The sequence below is a fragment of the Streptomyces sp. LBL genome (genome assembly GCF_029893585.1).
Lineage (GTDB): Bacteria > Actinomycetota > Actinomycetes > Streptomycetales > Streptomycetaceae > Streptomyces.
In genome coordinates, this window is sequence record NZ_JARXYX010000013.1 from 50,023 (window position 1) to 66,018 (window position 15,996).

The 15,996-nt window shown below is 67.9% G+C and carries 13 protein-coding genes, 3 tRNA genes and 1 pseudogene; 15 read left to right on the forward strand and 2 right to left on the reverse strand.

Features of this window, described 5'->3' with window-relative positions; translation table 11 throughout:
* Positions 1–120 precede the first annotated feature (120 nt).
* A complete protein-coding gene (locus tag M2271_RS17390; RefSeq protein WP_280888144.1) occupies positions 121–4,437 on the reverse strand; it encodes a bifunctional nitrate reductase/sulfite reductase flavoprotein subunit alpha in 4,317 nt (1,438 codons plus the stop codon).
* 193 nt (positions 4,438–4,630) lie between these two features.
* On the opposite strand from M2271_RS17390, the gene M2271_RS17395 reads away from it, so the two are divergent.
* The 9 genes and pseudogenes from M2271_RS17395 to M2271_RS17435 all read left to right on the forward strand — a co-directional run bounded on the left by M2271_RS17395 (position 4,631) and on the right by M2271_RS17435 (position 11,851).
* Complete coding sequence (locus M2271_RS17395) at positions 4,631–5,026, forward strand: cell division protein SepF (protein ID WP_280888145.1); 396 nt, start codon at positions 4,631–4,633, stop codon at positions 5,024–5,026.
* A gap of 212 nt (positions 5,027–5,238) precedes the next feature.
* A complete protein-coding gene (locus tag M2271_RS17400) occupies positions 5,239–6,513 on the forward strand; it encodes an ATP-binding protein (RefSeq protein ID WP_280888146.1) in 1,275 nt (424 codons plus the stop codon).
* A complete protein-coding gene (locus M2271_RS17405) occupies positions 6,510–6,836 on the forward strand; it encodes a nucleotide pyrophosphohydrolase (protein ID WP_280888147.1) in 327 nt (108 codons plus the stop codon). The genes M2271_RS17400 and M2271_RS17405 overlap by 4 nt, the downstream gene beginning before the upstream one ends.
* A gap of 214 nt (positions 6,837–7,050) precedes the next feature.
* The gene (locus tag M2271_RS17410) at positions 7,051–7,512 is read left to right on the forward strand and encodes a DUF6099 family protein (protein ID WP_280888148.1); all 462 of its coding nucleotides are present in this window, start codon (positions 7,051–7,053) and stop codon (positions 7,510–7,512) included.
* 131 nt (positions 7,513–7,643) lie between these two features.
* Positions 7,644–7,751, forward strand: a pseudogene (locus M2271_RS17415) (LLM class F420-dependent oxidoreductase); the annotation flags it as partial.
* 16 nt (positions 7,752–7,767) lie between these two features.
* Positions 7,768–9,543, forward strand: coding sequence for a recombinase family protein (locus M2271_RS17420; protein WP_280888149.1), 1,776 nt, complete (start codon positions 7,768–7,770; stop codon positions 9,541–9,543).
* Between the two features lie 1,595 nt (positions 9,544–11,138).
* Positions 11,139–11,211: transfer RNA gene (locus M2271_RS17425), tRNA-Phe, on the forward strand.
* A gap of 130 nt (positions 11,212–11,341) precedes the next feature.
* Positions 11,342–11,415: transfer RNA gene (locus tag M2271_RS17430), tRNA-Thr, on the forward strand.
* A 360-nt stretch (positions 11,416–11,775) separates the two neighbouring features.
* Positions 11,776–11,851, forward strand: a tRNA-Pro gene (locus tag M2271_RS17435).
* 52 nt (positions 11,852–11,903) lie between these two features.
* Here M2271_RS17435 and M2271_RS17440 read toward each other — a convergent pair.
* Positions 11,904–12,029 carry a hypothetical protein gene (locus tag M2271_RS17440; protein WP_280888150.1) on the reverse strand — a complete coding sequence of 42 codons (126 nt, stop codon included), beginning with the start codon at positions 12,027–12,029 and terminating at the stop codon, positions 11,904–11,906.
* A gap of 275 nt (positions 12,030–12,304) precedes the next feature.
* Between M2271_RS17440 and M2271_RS17445 the strand changes: the two genes are divergently transcribed.
* The 6 genes from M2271_RS17445 to M2271_RS17470 all read left to right on the forward strand — a co-directional run bounded on the left by M2271_RS17445 (position 12,305) and on the right by M2271_RS17470 (position 15,986).
* Positions 12,305–12,493, forward strand: a complete 189-nt coding sequence (locus M2271_RS17445) for an HNH endonuclease (RefSeq protein ID WP_280888151.1) — start codon at positions 12,305–12,307, stop codon at positions 12,491–12,493.
* Positions 12,494–12,496: 3 nt separating this feature from the next.
* Positions 12,497–12,748: a hypothetical protein gene (locus tag M2271_RS17450; RefSeq protein WP_280888152.1), complete on the forward strand. Its 252-nt coding sequence runs from the start codon at positions 12,497–12,499 to the stop codon at positions 12,746–12,748.
* Positions 12,749–13,012: 264 nt separating this feature from the next.
* On the forward strand, positions 13,013–13,618 hold the full coding sequence (locus M2271_RS17455; RefSeq protein WP_280888153.1) for a bifunctional DNA primase/polymerase: 606 nt from the start codon (positions 13,013–13,015) through the stop codon (positions 13,616–13,618).
* Positions 13,619–13,663: 45 nt separating this feature from the next.
* Positions 13,664–13,825, forward strand: a complete 162-nt coding sequence (locus tag M2271_RS17460) for a hypothetical protein (protein WP_280888154.1) — start codon at positions 13,664–13,666, stop codon at positions 13,823–13,825.
* On the forward strand, positions 13,825–14,271 hold the full coding sequence (locus tag M2271_RS17465; RefSeq protein WP_280888155.1) for a hypothetical protein: 447 nt from the start codon (positions 13,825–13,827) through the stop codon (positions 14,269–14,271). Before M2271_RS17460 ends, M2271_RS17465 begins: the two co-directional genes overlap by 1 nt.
* An 80-nt stretch (positions 14,272–14,351) precedes the next feature.
* Positions 14,352–15,986, forward strand: a complete 1,635-nt coding sequence (locus M2271_RS17470) for a terminase large subunit (protein ID WP_280888156.1) — start codon at positions 14,352–14,354, stop codon at positions 15,984–15,986.
* The last annotated feature ends 10 nt before the right edge of the window (positions 15,987–15,996 follow it).

Below are 15,996 nucleotides of genomic sequence, written 5' to 3' on the forward strand. Positions count from 1 at the left end.
CGCACCCGCACCCGCACCCGCGCACCTGGCTGCGGACGTCCTGCCGTCACAGGACCGTCCGCGTCCCCGGGCAGGTGCCAGAAGGCCTTCAGTACCGGAAGCCCTCCGTACCGGCAAGCCTCAGTACACGTCCCGTACGTACCGCTTGGCCGCCGCCAGTTGCTTCACCCACCCCGACGCCTCGGCCTCGCCCAGGCCGCCGTGCGCGACCGCGATGTCCCGCAGGGCCCGGTCGACGTCCTTGGCCATCCGGGCGGCGTCGCCGCAGACGTAGAAGTGGGCGCCGTCCTGGAGCCAGCGCCACAGCTCGGGGCCGTGCTCGCGCATCCGGTCCTGCACGTACACCTTGTTGCGCTGGTCGCGGGAGAAGGCGGTGTCGAGGCGGGTCAGGGAGCCCTCGTCGAGGAGTCCGGTGAGCTCCTCCTCGTAGTAGAAGTCGGTGGCGCGGTGCTGTTCGCCGAAGAACAGCCAGTTGGGCGCCTTGTGCCCGAGTGCGTGCCGCTCCTGGAGGAAGCCGACGAACGGCGCGACCCCCGTCCCGGGACCGACCAGCACCATCGGCGTCGACGCGTCGGCGGGCGGCCGGAAATGCGGTGAGCGCTGCACGAACACCGGCACCTCCGTGTCCGCCTCGGCGTCCGCGAGGAACGGCGAGCAGACCCCGCCCCGGGGACGGCCGTACAGGTTCTCGTAGCGCACCACGGACACCGTGAGCGAGACGAGGTGCGGGTCGGCCAGCGGGCTGGACGATATGGAGTACAGACGCGGTTGCAGCTTCTTGAGGACGTCCGCCCAGTCCTGAGCGTCTGCCCGCACCGGATGCTCCGCGAGCACGTCCACCGCCTGCCGTCCCCAACTCCACTGAGCCAGCCGGTCCTTGTTGTCAGGCCGCAGCAGCTTGCGCAACTCCCGGTCGTCACGGACGCGTTCGGCGACGAAGCGGAGCAGGCCGGGGGTGATCCGCGTGATGTCGAGATGCCGGTGCAGGGCCTCGGCAACGGCAAGTTCGCCGACTCCTTCCACCGATACGGGCGTTGCTCCGTCCACCCCGGTCGCCGCGAGCCACTCCTCCACCAGCGCGGGCGAGTTGACCGGCCGCACGCCGAGCGCGTCCCCCGCCTCGTACGTCAGCTCGGTGCCGCTGGTGTCGAAGGTGAACCGCCGGACCTCCTTGCCCGCGCCTGCCCCGCTCAGCAGCCGGTTGCCGACGAGCCGGGCAGCGGCGGAGACCGGCCTGGCGGTGGGGGAGACCGGCCTGGCGGTGGCGGTGGCGGTAGCGGCAGCGGAGGCGGGCCGGGCGGCAGACACGGGCTGCGTCGGAGCCGGCCGCGTGCCGGTGCCGGTGCCGGTGCCGGTGCCGGTGCCGGTTCCGGTGCTCAGAGCCGACAGCACCTGGTCCAGCCAGACCCCCGCGGAGGACTCGTAGTCGGGCTCGCAGTCCGTGCGCGGCGCGAGCCGCACCCCGCCCAGTTCGTCCAGCCGCGCGTCGAGCCGGCGCCCGTGCCCGCAGAAGTCGCCGTACGAGGAGTCACCGAAACCCAGCACGGCGAAGCGGACTCCGTCCAGGCGCGGGGCGTGCTGCCCGGCCAGCGACTCCCAGAACCCGGAGCCGTTGTCGGGCGCGTCGCCGTCGCCGAAGGTGCTGGTGATCAGGAGCAGGTCGGCGCCGGACGGGAGCGTGCCCAGGTCGGTCTCGTCCATCCCGGCGAGCCGCGCCCGGTGCCCTCCGGCGGACAGCCGGTCGGCGACGGACCCCGCGAACTCCTCGGCGTTCCCGGTCTGCGAGGCCCACAGGACGACGACCTCACGGCCGGACCGGCCGTGCTGTTCCCTGGGCTCGGCTGCCGTACGCGAGTACATGCCGGCGAGGACACCGTCCACCCACAGCCGGTGCTCGGGACTGAAGGGCGCGTCCGGCGGCAGCACCGGGACACCGGGGGCACCGGAGCTGATGCCTGCGAGGAAGCCGGTGAGATAGAGCCGTTCCTGCGCCGTGAGCACGGGCGGCGCAGCCGGAGCGATCCCGAAGGGGTCCCCGCCCGGGGTGACGGCTGTGGAGACGACGACCTCGGCCGGACCCGCCGGTCCTGCCGGACCCGCCAGAGCCGCCGGACCCGCCGGACCCGCCAGCCCCGCCAGCCCCGTCGGAGCCGTCGGACCCGCCAGAGCAGCCGGAGTCCCCCGATCCGCCTCCGCCGGAGTCCCCTGATCCGCCTCCGCCGGAGTCCCCCGATCCGCCTCCGCCGGAGTCCTCCGATCCGCCGGAGTCCCCCGATCCGCCGAAGCCGCCACCCGCGCCAACGACACCGCGCACACCTTGAACTCCGGCTGGAACGACACCGGATCCACCGCGTCGCTCGTCACCGCGTTGACGCTCAGATACTCCCCGAACAGGTCGTTCCAGTGGAACGGCGCGAAACAGGCCCCCAGCCGCACCCGGTCCGTCACCACCGCGGGGAGCACGGCCCGCCCCCGCCGGGAGGCGACCTCGACCCGGTCGCCGTCCACGATCCCCAACTCCCGCGCGTCCCCGGGATGCAGCTCCACGAACGGCCCGGGGTTCAGCTTGTTGAGCTTGGCGACCTTCCCCGTCTTCGTCAGCGTGTGCCACTGGTGCTGCACCCGCCCGGTGTTCAGTACGAAGGGATAGTCGTCGTCCGGCATCTCGGCGGCCGGCAGGTGCGGCCGGGCGTGGAAGACGGCCCGTCCACTGGGCGTGGGGAACCGCAGCCCGCCGGCACCGGACACGTACCGGATCGGATTGCGTGACGGCCCGTCCTCCTCCGCGGCCGGCCACTGCACGGGCGTCGACCGCAGCCGCTCGTACGTCACCCCGCGCAGATCCCACCCCGTGACGGGATTCCAGAAGCGCCGGATCTCCTCGAAGACGTCCTCGGCACGGTCGTAGGAGAACCCGTTCTCGTACCCCATCTCCCGCGCGACGGCCGCGATGATCCGCCAGTCGGCCATCGCCTCGCCGGGCGGATCGGACACGGCCCGGGTGAGGGTGAGGTTGCGCTCGCTGTTGACGAAGACGCCCTCGGCCTCGGTCCACATCGCGCCGGGCAGGACGACATCGGCGTACGCGTTGGTCTCCGTGTCCCCGAACACGTCCTGGGTGACGACGAACTCGGCGGCCTCCAAGCCCTCGATGACGGTACGGCGGTTGGCGACCGAGGCGACCGGGTTGGTGCAGATGATCCAGCAGGCCTTGATCTCCCCGTCGGCCATCTTCTGGAACATCTCGACGGTGCCCTTGCCGACCCCGTCCCCCCGCAGGGTGTCCGGCGGCAGCCCCCACACGTCCTCGGTGAACGCCCGCTCCTCGTCGACGAGCACCGACCGCTGCCCGGGCAGCCCCGGCCCCATGTAGCCCATCTCGCGCCCGCCCATCGCGTTCGGCTGGCCGGTCAGGGAGAAGGGCCCGCTGCCCGGACGGCAGATGGCGCCGGTCGCGAGATGCAGGTTGACCAGGGCGTTGGTGTTCCAGGTGCCGTGCGTGGACTGGTTGAGCCCCATCGTCCAACAGCTCATCCACTCCCCGGCCGCACCGATCAGCCGGGCCGCCTCGTGCAGGTCGTCCTCGGCGAGCCCGGTGATCTCCGCGACCGTGGCCGGCCCGTAGTCGGCGAGGAACTCCTCCATCGCCTCCCAGCCCTCGGTGTGCGCGGCGACGAACGCGGGATCGGTGTGCCCGTTCGCCACCAGCAGGTGCAGCAGCCCGTTGAGGAGCGCGAGGTCGGACCCCGACCTGACCTGCAGGAACAGATCGGCCTTCGCGGCCGTGGCGGTGCGCCGCGGATCGACCACGATGAGCTTGGCCCCCGCCTTGACCCGCTCCATCATCCGCAGGAACAGGATCGGATGACAGTCGGCCATGTTCGACCCGATGACCAGGAAGACATCCGCCCGGTCGAAGTCCTCGTACGACCCGGGCGGCCCGTCGGCGCCCAGCGACAGCTTGTATCCGGCACCGGCACTCGCCATGCACAGCCGGGAGTTGGACTCGATCTGGTTGGTCCGCACGAACCCCTTGGCCAGCTTGTTCGCCAGGTACTGCGCCTCCAGGCTCATCTGCCCGGAGACGTAGAAGGCGACCGCGTCCGGCCCGTGCTCGTCGATGACCGCGCGCAGCCGTCGCGCGGTGTCGGCGATCGCGTCGGCCACCGGCACCGGGACCGGCTCCTCGCCCCGGTCGTCCCGCACCAGCGCGCTGGTCAGCCGCCCCGGCGCGGCGAGCATCTCGGCCGTGGTCGCACCCTTGGTGCACAGCCGGCCCGCGTTCGCCGGGTGCGCCTTGTCCCCGGACGCCTTCAGGACCGTACGCCTGCCGTCCGGCCCCATCCCGACATCGAGCAGCAGGCCGCAGCCCACACCGCAGTACGAGCAGACGGTCCGCACCTGTTGCGTCTGCTGTGCCTCGGGGGTCGTCGTCATGCAGTCGACGGTACGAATTGCCCGTTACGCCGACGTGACACGGCTTGATCATGAGGGGTTACGCCCGCTGCACAGCCGACCTACGGCCGGTGTGAGGTGCAACGATATCGCGGAGCGTGTCGCATTGGGCCGAACGGGTGACCATGGGTAAGAATTGGCCAATGCAGACAGCACGGCCAGCCAAAGATGGAGCATGCCGGTGAACGGCCACGATGTCACCGACGCACAGTGGGAGGGGCTCGCCCAGGTAGTGCCGTTGCGGGGCCGGGACGCCTGGCCGTCCGCGGTCGGGCACCGGTCCATACCGGACGCCGAGACCGAGATGCGGCGCCGCTTCGTCGTCCTGCGCGTCGACGTGTTCGCGGACGCCCGCGACGTCGCCGAGACGTTGATGGCGGGCATCCCCGTGCTGCTCGACCTGACCAGCGCGGAGACCGAGGTCGCCAAGCGGGTCCTGGACTTCAGCACGGGCGTCGTCTTCGGCCTGGCGAGCGGGATGCACCGCGTCGACCGAAACGTGTTCCTGCTCACACCGGCCGGCACCGAGGTGACCGGGCTGATGGAGGGGGCGGGGGTTCCCGAGGTGTGAGGGGCCGGGGGTCCCTCCCCGGGTGGGAGGGGTGGCGACCGGGCGCCGGGGGCTGCCGTGCTCGGCCGCCAAGATCGGCCGCGAGCTGTTTCCTGTCCGAGGACACGGTCGAGACGCGGAAGGCAGCGGAAGGTAACGGGGCGATCCCTCGATCGTAGGAAGGTCACCGCGACGAAACGGTTCGCTCGGCCGCCGGCGCCTACCGTCCGGATATGACCGCGTCCTCCGTGCCGCCCGCGCGTCCCTCACCGCCCGTGTCCTCCGCGCCGTCCGCATCCTCCGTGCCGCCCGCGCGTCCCTCACCGCCCGCGCGTTGCTCGCAGCCCGTGCGTCCCGTGCCGCCCCCGGCCTCACCCGGTATCGCCGAGGACCGTCCGGGCCGCCCTCGCGTCACCGAACTGCGGCTGTCCGCCTTCGCCGGACACCGCCGCGCCGGGCTCCCGCTCGGCCCCCTCACCCTCCTCGCGGGACCCAGCGGCCACGGCAAGTCAACCGCGTTACGGGCGTACGAGGCGCTCGCCCGGCTCGGTGCCGGCATCCCCGTCGGCGAGGTGTTCCCCGACCCGCTCGCCTGCGTGCCCGAGCGGGCCCGGCCCGACGCCCAGCGCCGCCGCGGCTTCCGTATCGGCTGCACGACCGACGGCCCCGAGGGCCCGATCCGGCTCGACGTCGCCGTCCAGGCCGAGCCGACCCTGCGCATTGTCGGGGAGCGGCTGTCGGTCGACGGCCTGGTCCTCCTGGAGACCGCGCTGCGCGACCCGGGCCGCCGCCAGGTGCAGGCGGCCTGGCACACCGCCGGCCAGTCACCCGTCACCCGCGCCCCGCTCCCGGACGACCGGCTCGGCACCGCCCTGCTCCCGCTCCGCGTGGCCGGCAAGACGGACGGACAGCGCCGGGTGCTCGCCGCCGCCGAACAGACGGTGGTCGCCCTGCGCTCCGTCTTCGCCTGCGACCCACGGCCCGGCCGGATGCGCACCCCCGTCCCGACCGGCTCCGGGCGGCTGCTCGGCGGCTGCGACAACCTCGCCGACGTGCTGTGGCGCACCCAGGCCGAATGCGCCAAGCGGCACACGCAGTTCGTCACCGCGGTACGCGCCGGATGCGGCGGCCCCGTCACCGACGTACTCGCCGAACCGCTCACCGACCGAACCCTCCGTGCCCTGCTCGACCGGGGCGACGGCATCCGCACGGACTGCGGGCGGCTGGGCGACGGGGAGTTGAGATACCTCGCGCTCGCGCTGGTGCTGTTCACCGGGCCCGGGGTGCTGGAGGTCGACCCGGCGGGTGAGGTGCCCGCGGCCATGCAGACACTCACGGTGCTCGCCGACAACCTCGACCGGGCCATGGACCCCGGCCAGCGAACCGAACTGCTGCGGCTCGCCGCCCGCATGTGCGACCGTGGCCACATCCGGCTGGTCGGCGCGGTGAGTGACGCGTCGTGGGCCGCCGGGGTGGACGGCGTCACAGTGGTACACCTGAAGCCGTGACAGAACCTCTCGACGTGGCGAAACTGCAGCGCAGGCTGACCGAGTTCGCGGCGGCACGCGACTGGCAGCCGTACCACACACCCAAGAACCTCGTCGCCGCCCTGAGCGTGGAGGCCTCCGAACTGGTCGAGATCTTCCAGTGGTTGACGCCCGAGGAGTCGGCGCGTGTCATGGACGACCCCGGCACCGCGCACCGCGTCAGGGACGAGGTCGCCGACGTGCTCGCGTATCTGCTCCAACTGTGCGAGGTGCTCGGCATCGACCCGCTGACGGCACTGGACGCGAAGATCGACCGGAACGAGCGGAGGTTTCCGGCGCCGTAGCCGTAGCCGGCGCCGTAGCCGCGCGGGGACCTCGTTGCGGAGTGGCCAACTCACCTTTCACTCTTCGTAGTCAAAAGTCCATCTGAAACCGTTTCGTTGTCCGAAGATTTCCGCCTTCCTCTGGTTTTTCGTCTCAATCGCTCTCACTCTGGGTAATTAACAAGGGAGTTCAGGCGGACGTGGCAAGAGCCTGACGGACAGACGGGGACAACACATGGACGCTGTGCGGCTCATAGTGACGAGCAGACGCGCGCTGGCAGGGAGCGGTGATGCGTCTCAGATCCTGACGGAGGTGTGGCAGGCACAGGCCCTGGCTCAGGCGATAGGCAGCCGCCTCGCGGTCTCCGGCCCACCCGAACTGCGGGGCGAAGCACTGGGGTTGACCGAGCTGGCGGGCAGGGGCTGCGGAGTACTGGACCGACCGGACATCGACACCAAGGCCCTGCGGGCGGCCCAGCTCACCGACCTGGGCGACGCGCGCCAGGCCCTCATCTGCCTCGGCGGCCTCCTCGGCGAGGTGGGCATGGCCCTGGTCGCCCTCGCCTCCGCCGCCGACGACGAGAGCACGTACTGGCAGTGCATGGAAGCGATCGACGCGGCGGACGAATCCAGAGACAGAGTGAGAGAGATGCTCCGCAGGCTGGCGGAAAGGGATGAGGCATTACCGGCGTCCTGAGCGCCGACGAGCCGCGGCCGACCCGCCGCCCAGGTGCGGGAGATCCGACGCCCGGCTGCCGCAGCCGCCGGGACGGGGCGACCGGGGGACCGCTGCGGCCGGCCGGCCCCCCGGCGTGCAGGATGGGGTGCATGGACCTTCGCATCTTCACCGAGCCCCAGCAGGGCGCCAGCTACGACACCCTCCTCACCGTCGCCAAGGCCACCGAGGACCTCGGCTTCGACGCGTTCTTCAGAACCGGTACCGTATCTACCCATGGAGCTAATCGCCCTGGGGGACAGGGGTCAGGACATGATCAGGGCCGTCACGTACGAGCGCCAGAGCCATAAGAGCGAGACCGACAGTCAAGCGTCTCCGAAGATGCAGCGGGACAAGAGTGTCGCGTACATCAACAGTCAGGACAACTGGTCACACGTAGACGTCGACTACTCGGACATCGGCATTTCCGGCTACGATCCCAACGTTTACCGGCCAGGGTTTGAGCGACTGTTGGAGGACGCTCGCGCCCGCAAGTTCGACGTCGTAGTGATCTACATGCTTTCCCGTCTGACGCGCCAGGGGGCCGCGGAGGCGCTGAAGATCCAACAGGAGTTGGCCAACCATGGCGTCGCACTCGTCTCGACGCAAGAGCCCTTCATCAACACTTCGGACGACAATCCGTTCGGCGTCGCATTCTTCGCGCTTATCGCGGGGCTCGCGCACCAAGAATCCAAGAACAAATCCAAGTTTATCCGGGACGCGTTCGCCGAACTCAAGGCGCGCGGCTCCCACTCGTCCGGTCCAGTCCCGTACGGATTCAAGGCAGAGCCCATCCAGGTCGACAAAATCACAATCCGGAAGCTCAGCCCTGGACCACGGCACGGCGGAGATATCGGGGCAGATTCGATGCCGGCGGACGTCGTTGAATACGTCATCTCTGAGGCGGAGTCAGGAGCGAAGGCTAACGCCATCGCATCCGACCTGACGGAGAAGGGGGCACCGACGCCTCTTTACAGCCTTGACGAAGATCACGCCAATGCGCGACGTGAAGCGGCACGCCAGCGTCGGAAGAGCGGGAAGACAGACAGCGCGGGGAACGAGTGGTCGTCAACTGTCGTTACTCGCATTCTCCGTGACCCGCGGCTTGCCGGATTCGCTGTCGCTTCCACGGACGGCAAGACGAGGCGCCGCACGATCCTCCGGGACGAGCAGGGACAGCCGGTGCAGCCGCATGAAGGTTTCATCACGCCAACGCGCTGGTACGGCCTTCAGAAGCTCCTCGACGGCCGCAAGCGCGAGCGCAACATGGACAGGGCGGGGACGATGACGTTCCTTGGCTCATGGGGCGCCCTGAGGTGCGGCACCTGCGGGTGTGGAATGACCGTAGCTAACGCCGACGGGACGTACGTTTGCAACCTCCGTCGCAGCGTCGGTGACGCCCCGCGTCACGTCACCCGCATCGCCATGGGGGAGGCAGACAAGGTCGTTGCGTCGATGCTGTGGGAGAAGGTGGCAACGCTCGATCCCGAGGATGACAACGACGTTGCCCTCTTGGCAACGGCAGCTGAACGCTTCGCAACGCAAGGCGCCGACCCGGAAGCGGCAGCTGAGCTAGCCGAGCAGGACGCGCAGTTGGAGCACGTACAGCAGAGCATGAGGGAGCTGTACGAGGACCGAGACGAGGGCCTCTACGCAGGCCCGACGGGGCGCGCATCCTTTCGCGACACCATCCGGAAGTACCAGCAGCACGAGGCCCGGTGCACGCAGCGTATCGACGAGCTGAGGGCGTCAGCCAACACGGCCATTCAGCTGCCTATCGACGAGTGGTTCGAGGGCTCCGATGGTGGCGACCCGTTGTCGGAGGGAGGGCTATGGAGCCGATGGGACATCGCTGATAAACGCTCGTTCCTGTCCCTGTTCAGCGACTCCATCACGGTCAACCCAGCCACAACGCGACGCGGAACGGCATGGGAACGCGCGTTGGGGCGGCTCGAAGTCGACTGGGCGAAGCCAGCGGAGCCCAATGAAGGTAACGAGTCGGTATCGGCTTAGGGGGCGCGGGGGCGTACGCGGAAAATTTCGCCACGTCCACCCCTCCCTCGTCCACGTCGCCCCGCGGCTCCCTCATCCACAGGACCCTGTGGATAACTCCAACGGGTGAGTGGTGGGGCGTGTTTGATGACTGAACGTAGCCGGTGAGGCCATTCTGAGGTCCAAATAGCCAAACTAACCCCCTATTTCTAACTCTTCTTAACGCGTGTTAGAGAGAAGTAAAATAGGGGGTTAGTTTGGCAGTTTGCGTCAAGCCTGTCCGGGGCGGAGGATGCGGGCGACGTGGGGCAGTCGCGTCACATCCTGCCCCGATTACGACATGACCCATGTGGGAGGTGGCACACATGGGCCAGTGTCAGGGGCAGGACTGCGGAGAGGCGGCAGTGATCGGGCGTTGGTGTCCGGGTCACGCCGTCCGGGCGTACCGGAGGGAGGCTGTCCGGCCGACGGTGGCGCGCAAGGTTGCCCGGGTGGTCGCGCGCACCTGTGCTGCCGGGCACGGCTGCCGGTTTCCAGCGGTCGGGGACGACCTGTGCGGCCGGCACAGCCGGCAGATGGAGCGACGGGGGAGGACGACGCCGATTGCTCAGCGCCGGCCCCGTGGCGCCGCATCGGAGAGGAACGAGCAGGGGCGTAAACAGTGCTCCGTGTGTCTGACGTGGCAAGCGCTCACGGCTTACGCTGCGTCGCCTGCCCAGGCAGACGGCCTACAGCCTCGCTGCAAGGGCTGTGCACGCTTTGCAGCGTGCGGAGTGACCCCGGGGCGCTACGCCGCTCTCCTGGAGGCTCAGAGGGGCATGTGTGCCGTCTGTGAGCGTCCTGACCCCGCGGGGAAAGATCTGGTGGTTGACCACGGTGGCAAGTACCTCCGCGGACTGCTGTGTTCGCGATGCCGTATGGGGGTCGGACGGCTCGGAAACAGCGCGGAGCGCGCTACGACGGCCGCGGAGTACCTGCGCACCTGGAGCGCCGGGCGGCCCAAAGCGGTATCGCCTTTACCTCCGGCGCCCCGTGACCGTCGTTGGTACGCGTTCAAGCTGACGCGGGACGAGTACGCGGCGAAGGTGGAGGCGCAGAGTGGAGGGTGCGCGGTGTGCGGGCATCCTCCGGGAGTACGTGCGTTGGCGGTTGACCACGATCACGCCTGCTGCCCTCTTACTCCGACGTGCGGACGCTGCACGCGGGGGCTGTTGTGCGCGAACTGCAACATCGGAATTGGGTTGTTCGACGAGGATGCCGCCCGGTTGGGCCGCGTGGTGTCGTATCTGAGCGGGGCTCTGACCAGCGCAAACGCGTTTCGATGATCCTGTTTGATTCTCTTACGACATTACCTATGTGTAGGGAGGTTGAGCGGCCGTCGCGAGTAGCGGGCGACCCTCTCCCTGCCTCGACGGCCGGCACCGCTCCCGACGCTCCCCGCTCTCTCCTCCGGGTTGATGACGCGGTTGTAGCGGTCCGGCCGTTCAAGACTTCCCGTCAGGCGAGCCTGGCGGACGAGGACGTCAGCGCGGTGTGTCGGCTACTGGTGCGGCCGACGGGGACCAAATCCCCAACCTGCGAGGGTGCCGGTTCGATTCCGGGCCGCTGACGTGCACGCCGATCTAGCTCAGTTGGTAGAGCGCCGGAGTGAAATCCCGGAGGTCCCTGGTTCGAGTCCAAGGGTCGGCACAGAGGGGCGTCCCGTGCGTGACTGATCAGCACGCGCCCGATGTAGCAGCGACCGACGCGGGTCCAGAAGCGCTCTGGAGCCCGCGCGCGACCCGATGCGGCTGTCCGACGGCGGGACCCGGACAGCACTGCCTCCGTAGCTCAGCCGGCCAGAGCGCTGCTCTCGTAAAGCAGAGGTCGCGCGTTCGACTCGCGCCGGGGGCTCTAGACGCAAGGTTGTGAGGCGTTTGGCTTGCTGAACCTCGCGCCTCACGTGCTAGTTACCGATCACCACACCACACAGGGACCGCGCCTTCCGGTATTCCAACCGGGTGCGTAAATCAAAACCCTGATGGGGATCTTCAGCTTCAGAACGAAACATCCGAATATGCTGACGGTGAACATTTCCAGTAGCGTGACCATGTAGGCACGTTTCCCTTTCGGTAGCGACCGGTTCCCAGCGAACCGCGAGACTCGCGTCCCGCCATCTCTGTGCTGTTTCCAACTCCAGATCAGGAATCTCGTCCCTACCATGTCCTAGCTCTTCAAGTGTAACCCCAGCGGTGGACAAAAGCGCTGGTACCGCGGGACGTAGTTCAGAGGTCAGAGCACCCGCTTTGGGAGCGGGGAGTCGGAGGTTCGAATCCTCCCGTCCCGACCACATACACAGCCCCGCCCCGGAGGAAAGTTCCCGGGAGCGGGGTTGGCTACGTTCACGTCGACGGCACCGCCCTGAACGTGCACGTCCAATACTGCTGAGTGAAACCGGCCTGGCGCTTCGACCCTTCGGTCTGTTGCTCCAGCTTCCAGCCGGCCAGCTCAATCCGGTTGATCGCCATTCCCAACCCACCGTCAATGCGGCCCGGTATGGCGTGGATGACGCGTGTGTAGACCTGATCCCCGCGCTTGTACGCCTTCGCTGCATGCCTGTCAGCGTCCGACGTAGAGCGCCTCGTAAAGAGCCCCATGAGCGAACAGAGTAGCGGGAGGTGAGCGCATGGCGTGGGCAGGCAGTACACGCAGAGCCCGCCTCCCGAAGGACTGGGCTCGTACACGGCGCCGGATACTGAGGCGCGACAACCATGCGTGTCAGACCCGCTTCTCTGATGGGCGCATGTGTGGCGCACCTGCCAATCAGGTTGACCACGTGGTGCCAGGTGACGACCACGGTGACGCCAACCTCCAGGCCCTGTGCCAGTGGTGCCACACGCACAAGAGCAGTAGTGAGGGTGGTACAGCAGCTGCTCTCACACGCGTGCGCACCGACAGGCCCAAGCCAACCCACCCCGCACTGGAGGACTAGCCCGTGAGCGGTGCCCATGTGGTGCTGGAGGAGGCAGACGACACAGGCGCAGACGGAGTCATCGTGACTCGCGTGACTGTGAACGGTGTTGATGTCGGCAAGCTCGCGAAGGCGCCGAAGATCAGCGTCGGCCACGATCGCACGTGCACGACGCTCACACTCACGCTCGTGCCGGCTCGCCTGGAGATCAAGGGCGAGCTGAGCGACGGAGAGCGTCGCGAACCTCGCGCCGGCTTTGCTGCGAAGATCGACTAGCCCTGGACCAGGGGGGTGACCCCCTTCCGCCCACCCTTCGAACCGTAAAGGTGCTGGGCCTCGCGCTCTGTACGGGTCTGGGGATCCAAAATGTAACGGCTAGCACCCCCGAGCCGGCAGGCCCGGAGACGGCCGCATAGGGCTTCCTAGGGGCATCTGAGCGTCGACCTAGGGCGTAAGCGTTACTCGCCAGCTGGTCTGACGGATATGGTTTCTGCAGGTCAGAGGCTTGTAAGTGTTACACGGTGCATCTATAATGGAGTCATGATGAAGATCGAGCGACAGTGCGCGACCTGCGAGGGCGACATGCCTCTTGCTGCTCGCGCGGACGCTCGGACGTGCTCCACCCGGTGCCGCGTTGCTGCACACCGTGCGGCGAAGAAGCAGGTGTTCCCCGTCGAGTTGACGACCCGCGACAGGTGGGTGCGTCGAGCCGGCGACAAGCGTCCACTGACGACGACCGGCAGGGCCGCGTCAAGCACTGACGCTCGAACCTGGAGCACCTACAAGAACGCCGCGGAGTCCGTGGCAGGCGTCGGTCTGGGCTTTGTCCTGTCCGACGTCGACGACGTGGTCTGCATCGACTTGGACCACTGCCTCAATCCGCTCACCGGGCGTCTCGCCCCGTGGGCCGCAGCCATCGTTCGCGACGGGGGCGCCACCTACGTAGAGGTGTCCCCGTCCGGCGACGGGCTGCATATCTGGGGCCGCGCGCACGTCCGTCAGGGACGCCGCATCCGACGCCCCGACGGCACGGCCGTGGAGATCTACGGAACCGGCCGGTACATCGCAATGACGGGTCGCCGACATGGCTCTTCCCCGTCCATCCTCGCGGACCTCTCCGCGGTGGTCTCCAAGCTGACGGCGTAGCTCCCGACATGGGCGGCGCTGCCGTTCATACCCGGGAGGTACCCCATGGCTCAGCCCATGCCGAGCTTCATCTTCGAGGACGGCACCCTCCGTGAGTTCACGCCGGAGGACCTGGAGCGGCTCACGGAGACCGTGGATCGGGTGCTCGCGCGCATGTGCGCCGCGGGTGCCGCCTTCTCCACGTCGAACGTCGACGAGGTCTCCTGATGGCTGGCCGTGGACCCGCCCCAAAGGACCCATCGAAGCGCCGTCGACGCAACGCCACCGACCCGGAGACCGTCATCGTCAACGACGGTGAACTCCGCGGCCCTGAGCTGCCGGAGGGAGTCCTCCCGGGTGATGAAGAGTGGCACGAGATGACGGTTCGGTGGTGGCACACCTGGCGCGTCTCACCGATGGCCGCCACGTTCCTCGAAACCGACTGGGCGTTCCTCCTCGACGCCGCGCTCATGCACCACACGGCGTGGACAAAGGGTAAGTGGGAGTTCCTCTCCGAAGTGCGCATGAGAAGCGCCAAATTCGGCGCTACGCCGGAGGACAGGGCCCGTCTGAAGCTCAAGGTCGACGACCCGTCCGCAGGCCCTCAGAGGGCCGTACAGCGCACTGACAACGTCTCTGACATCAACTCGCGCAGGGCGCGTCTCACAGGCTAGGGGACCGGATGCCGCACGTCACTGTGCGCGCCCCCGGTCACGACCGCAACCGATCCTTGGGGTGGCTTGCGCTGAGATGGATGGAGTACTTCGTAGTCCACGGCCCCGGCGACGTCCAGGGCGAGGCTGTAACCCACGGAGACGAGTACTCGGGTTTCGTAGCGGACTGCTACGCCGTCGACGACGAAGGCAAGTTGCGGTACGACTCTGCGTTTTTCAGCCGCCCGAAGGGCTGCGATAAGAGCGGACTCGGTGCCCGCATTGGCCTGTTCGAAGCGTTCGGACCCGCCCGCTTCGATGGCTGGGCCGAAGGCGGGGAGATCTACGAAGATCCGTGGGGACTAGGCTTTTACCACGAGTATCAGCCCGGAGACCCGATGGGCCGTCCGGTCCGCGTTCCCTACCTCCGCATCATGGCGACGGAGGAGGGGCAGACCGGGAACGTCTACGACACCATCCATTTCAACCTGACCGACGAGGCGTCGCGCCTGTCGCAAGTCCCGGGCGTAGACCCCGGACTGACGAAAATCAACCTGCCCGACGGTGGAGAGATCACCCCGTCAACCGCCTCGTCCTCGTCGAAGGATGGCGGTAAGGAAACGTGGGTCTGTTTCGACGAAACGCACTTGTACAACACGCCGGAATTAAGGCGCATGTACGCCACGGTGACCCGTAACCTCCGCAAGAGGAAGAAGGGTGCGGGTACGTGGTATTTGGAAACGACCACAATGTTTGCGCCAGGTCAGGATTCTGTCGCAGAGCGTACTTACGAAGAAGCCGAAGCTATTCGTGAGGGGAAGAAAAAGCGCGGTCGCGCTCGTCTCCTCTACGACCACCGTTACGGCGTCTGCAAAGACCTTCGCAACGAGGACGAACTACGTGCAGCGCTCCTCGACTCCTACGGCGACGCCATGGAGTGGATGGACCTCGAAACGCTCGTAGACGACTTCTACGACCTTCGTAACGACAGTGCCGACGGTAAGCGTTACTTCCTCAACTCCAGGACGAGCAGTTCCGATTCGTGGATGGACTCCGACGCGTGGGAGGTCTGCCGCCGGCCGGAGGAGTTGCAGCCCGGTGACCTCGTCACTCTCGGCTTTGACGGCTCTATCCGCGACGACGCTACGGCGCTCACCGCTTGCCGGGTCTCTGACGGACACCTCCAACTTTTGGGCGTCTGGGAAAAGCCCGAAGGGCACGAGGGCGAAGGCTGGCAGGTCGACCGTGAGGCAGTCGACAACGCTGTTGCTCGTGCCTTCACCAAATACGAAGTCTGCGGCTTCTATTGCGACCCGCCGCACTGGCAGGACTACGTAGACAAGTGGACCGCGGAGCACGGCGAGGAGCTTCAAGTCAGCGCCACGCAGGCGCGTCCGCTGGAATGGTGGACCAACCGGCCGACGGCCATGGAGCACGCGCTAGACCGCTTCGTCGAAGCCGTCGACGATCAGGCACTCAGCTACGCCGGCACCGACAAAGCCGACGACGAGGCGACGTATTCGAAGTTGGGCGCCACGCTCACACGTCACGTGCTGAACGCCAAGCGACGCCCGATGGGTCGCAATCACATGGGCATCGGCAAGGAGCATCCCAAGAGCCCGAAGAAGATCGACGCTGCGATGTCGGCAGTCCTGGCCTACGAATGCCGCGCTGACGCAGTGGCCGCAGGCATCACCAAACGTAAGAAGAAATCCGGAAAGCTAGTCGCCTTCTGAGGGAGGTCCG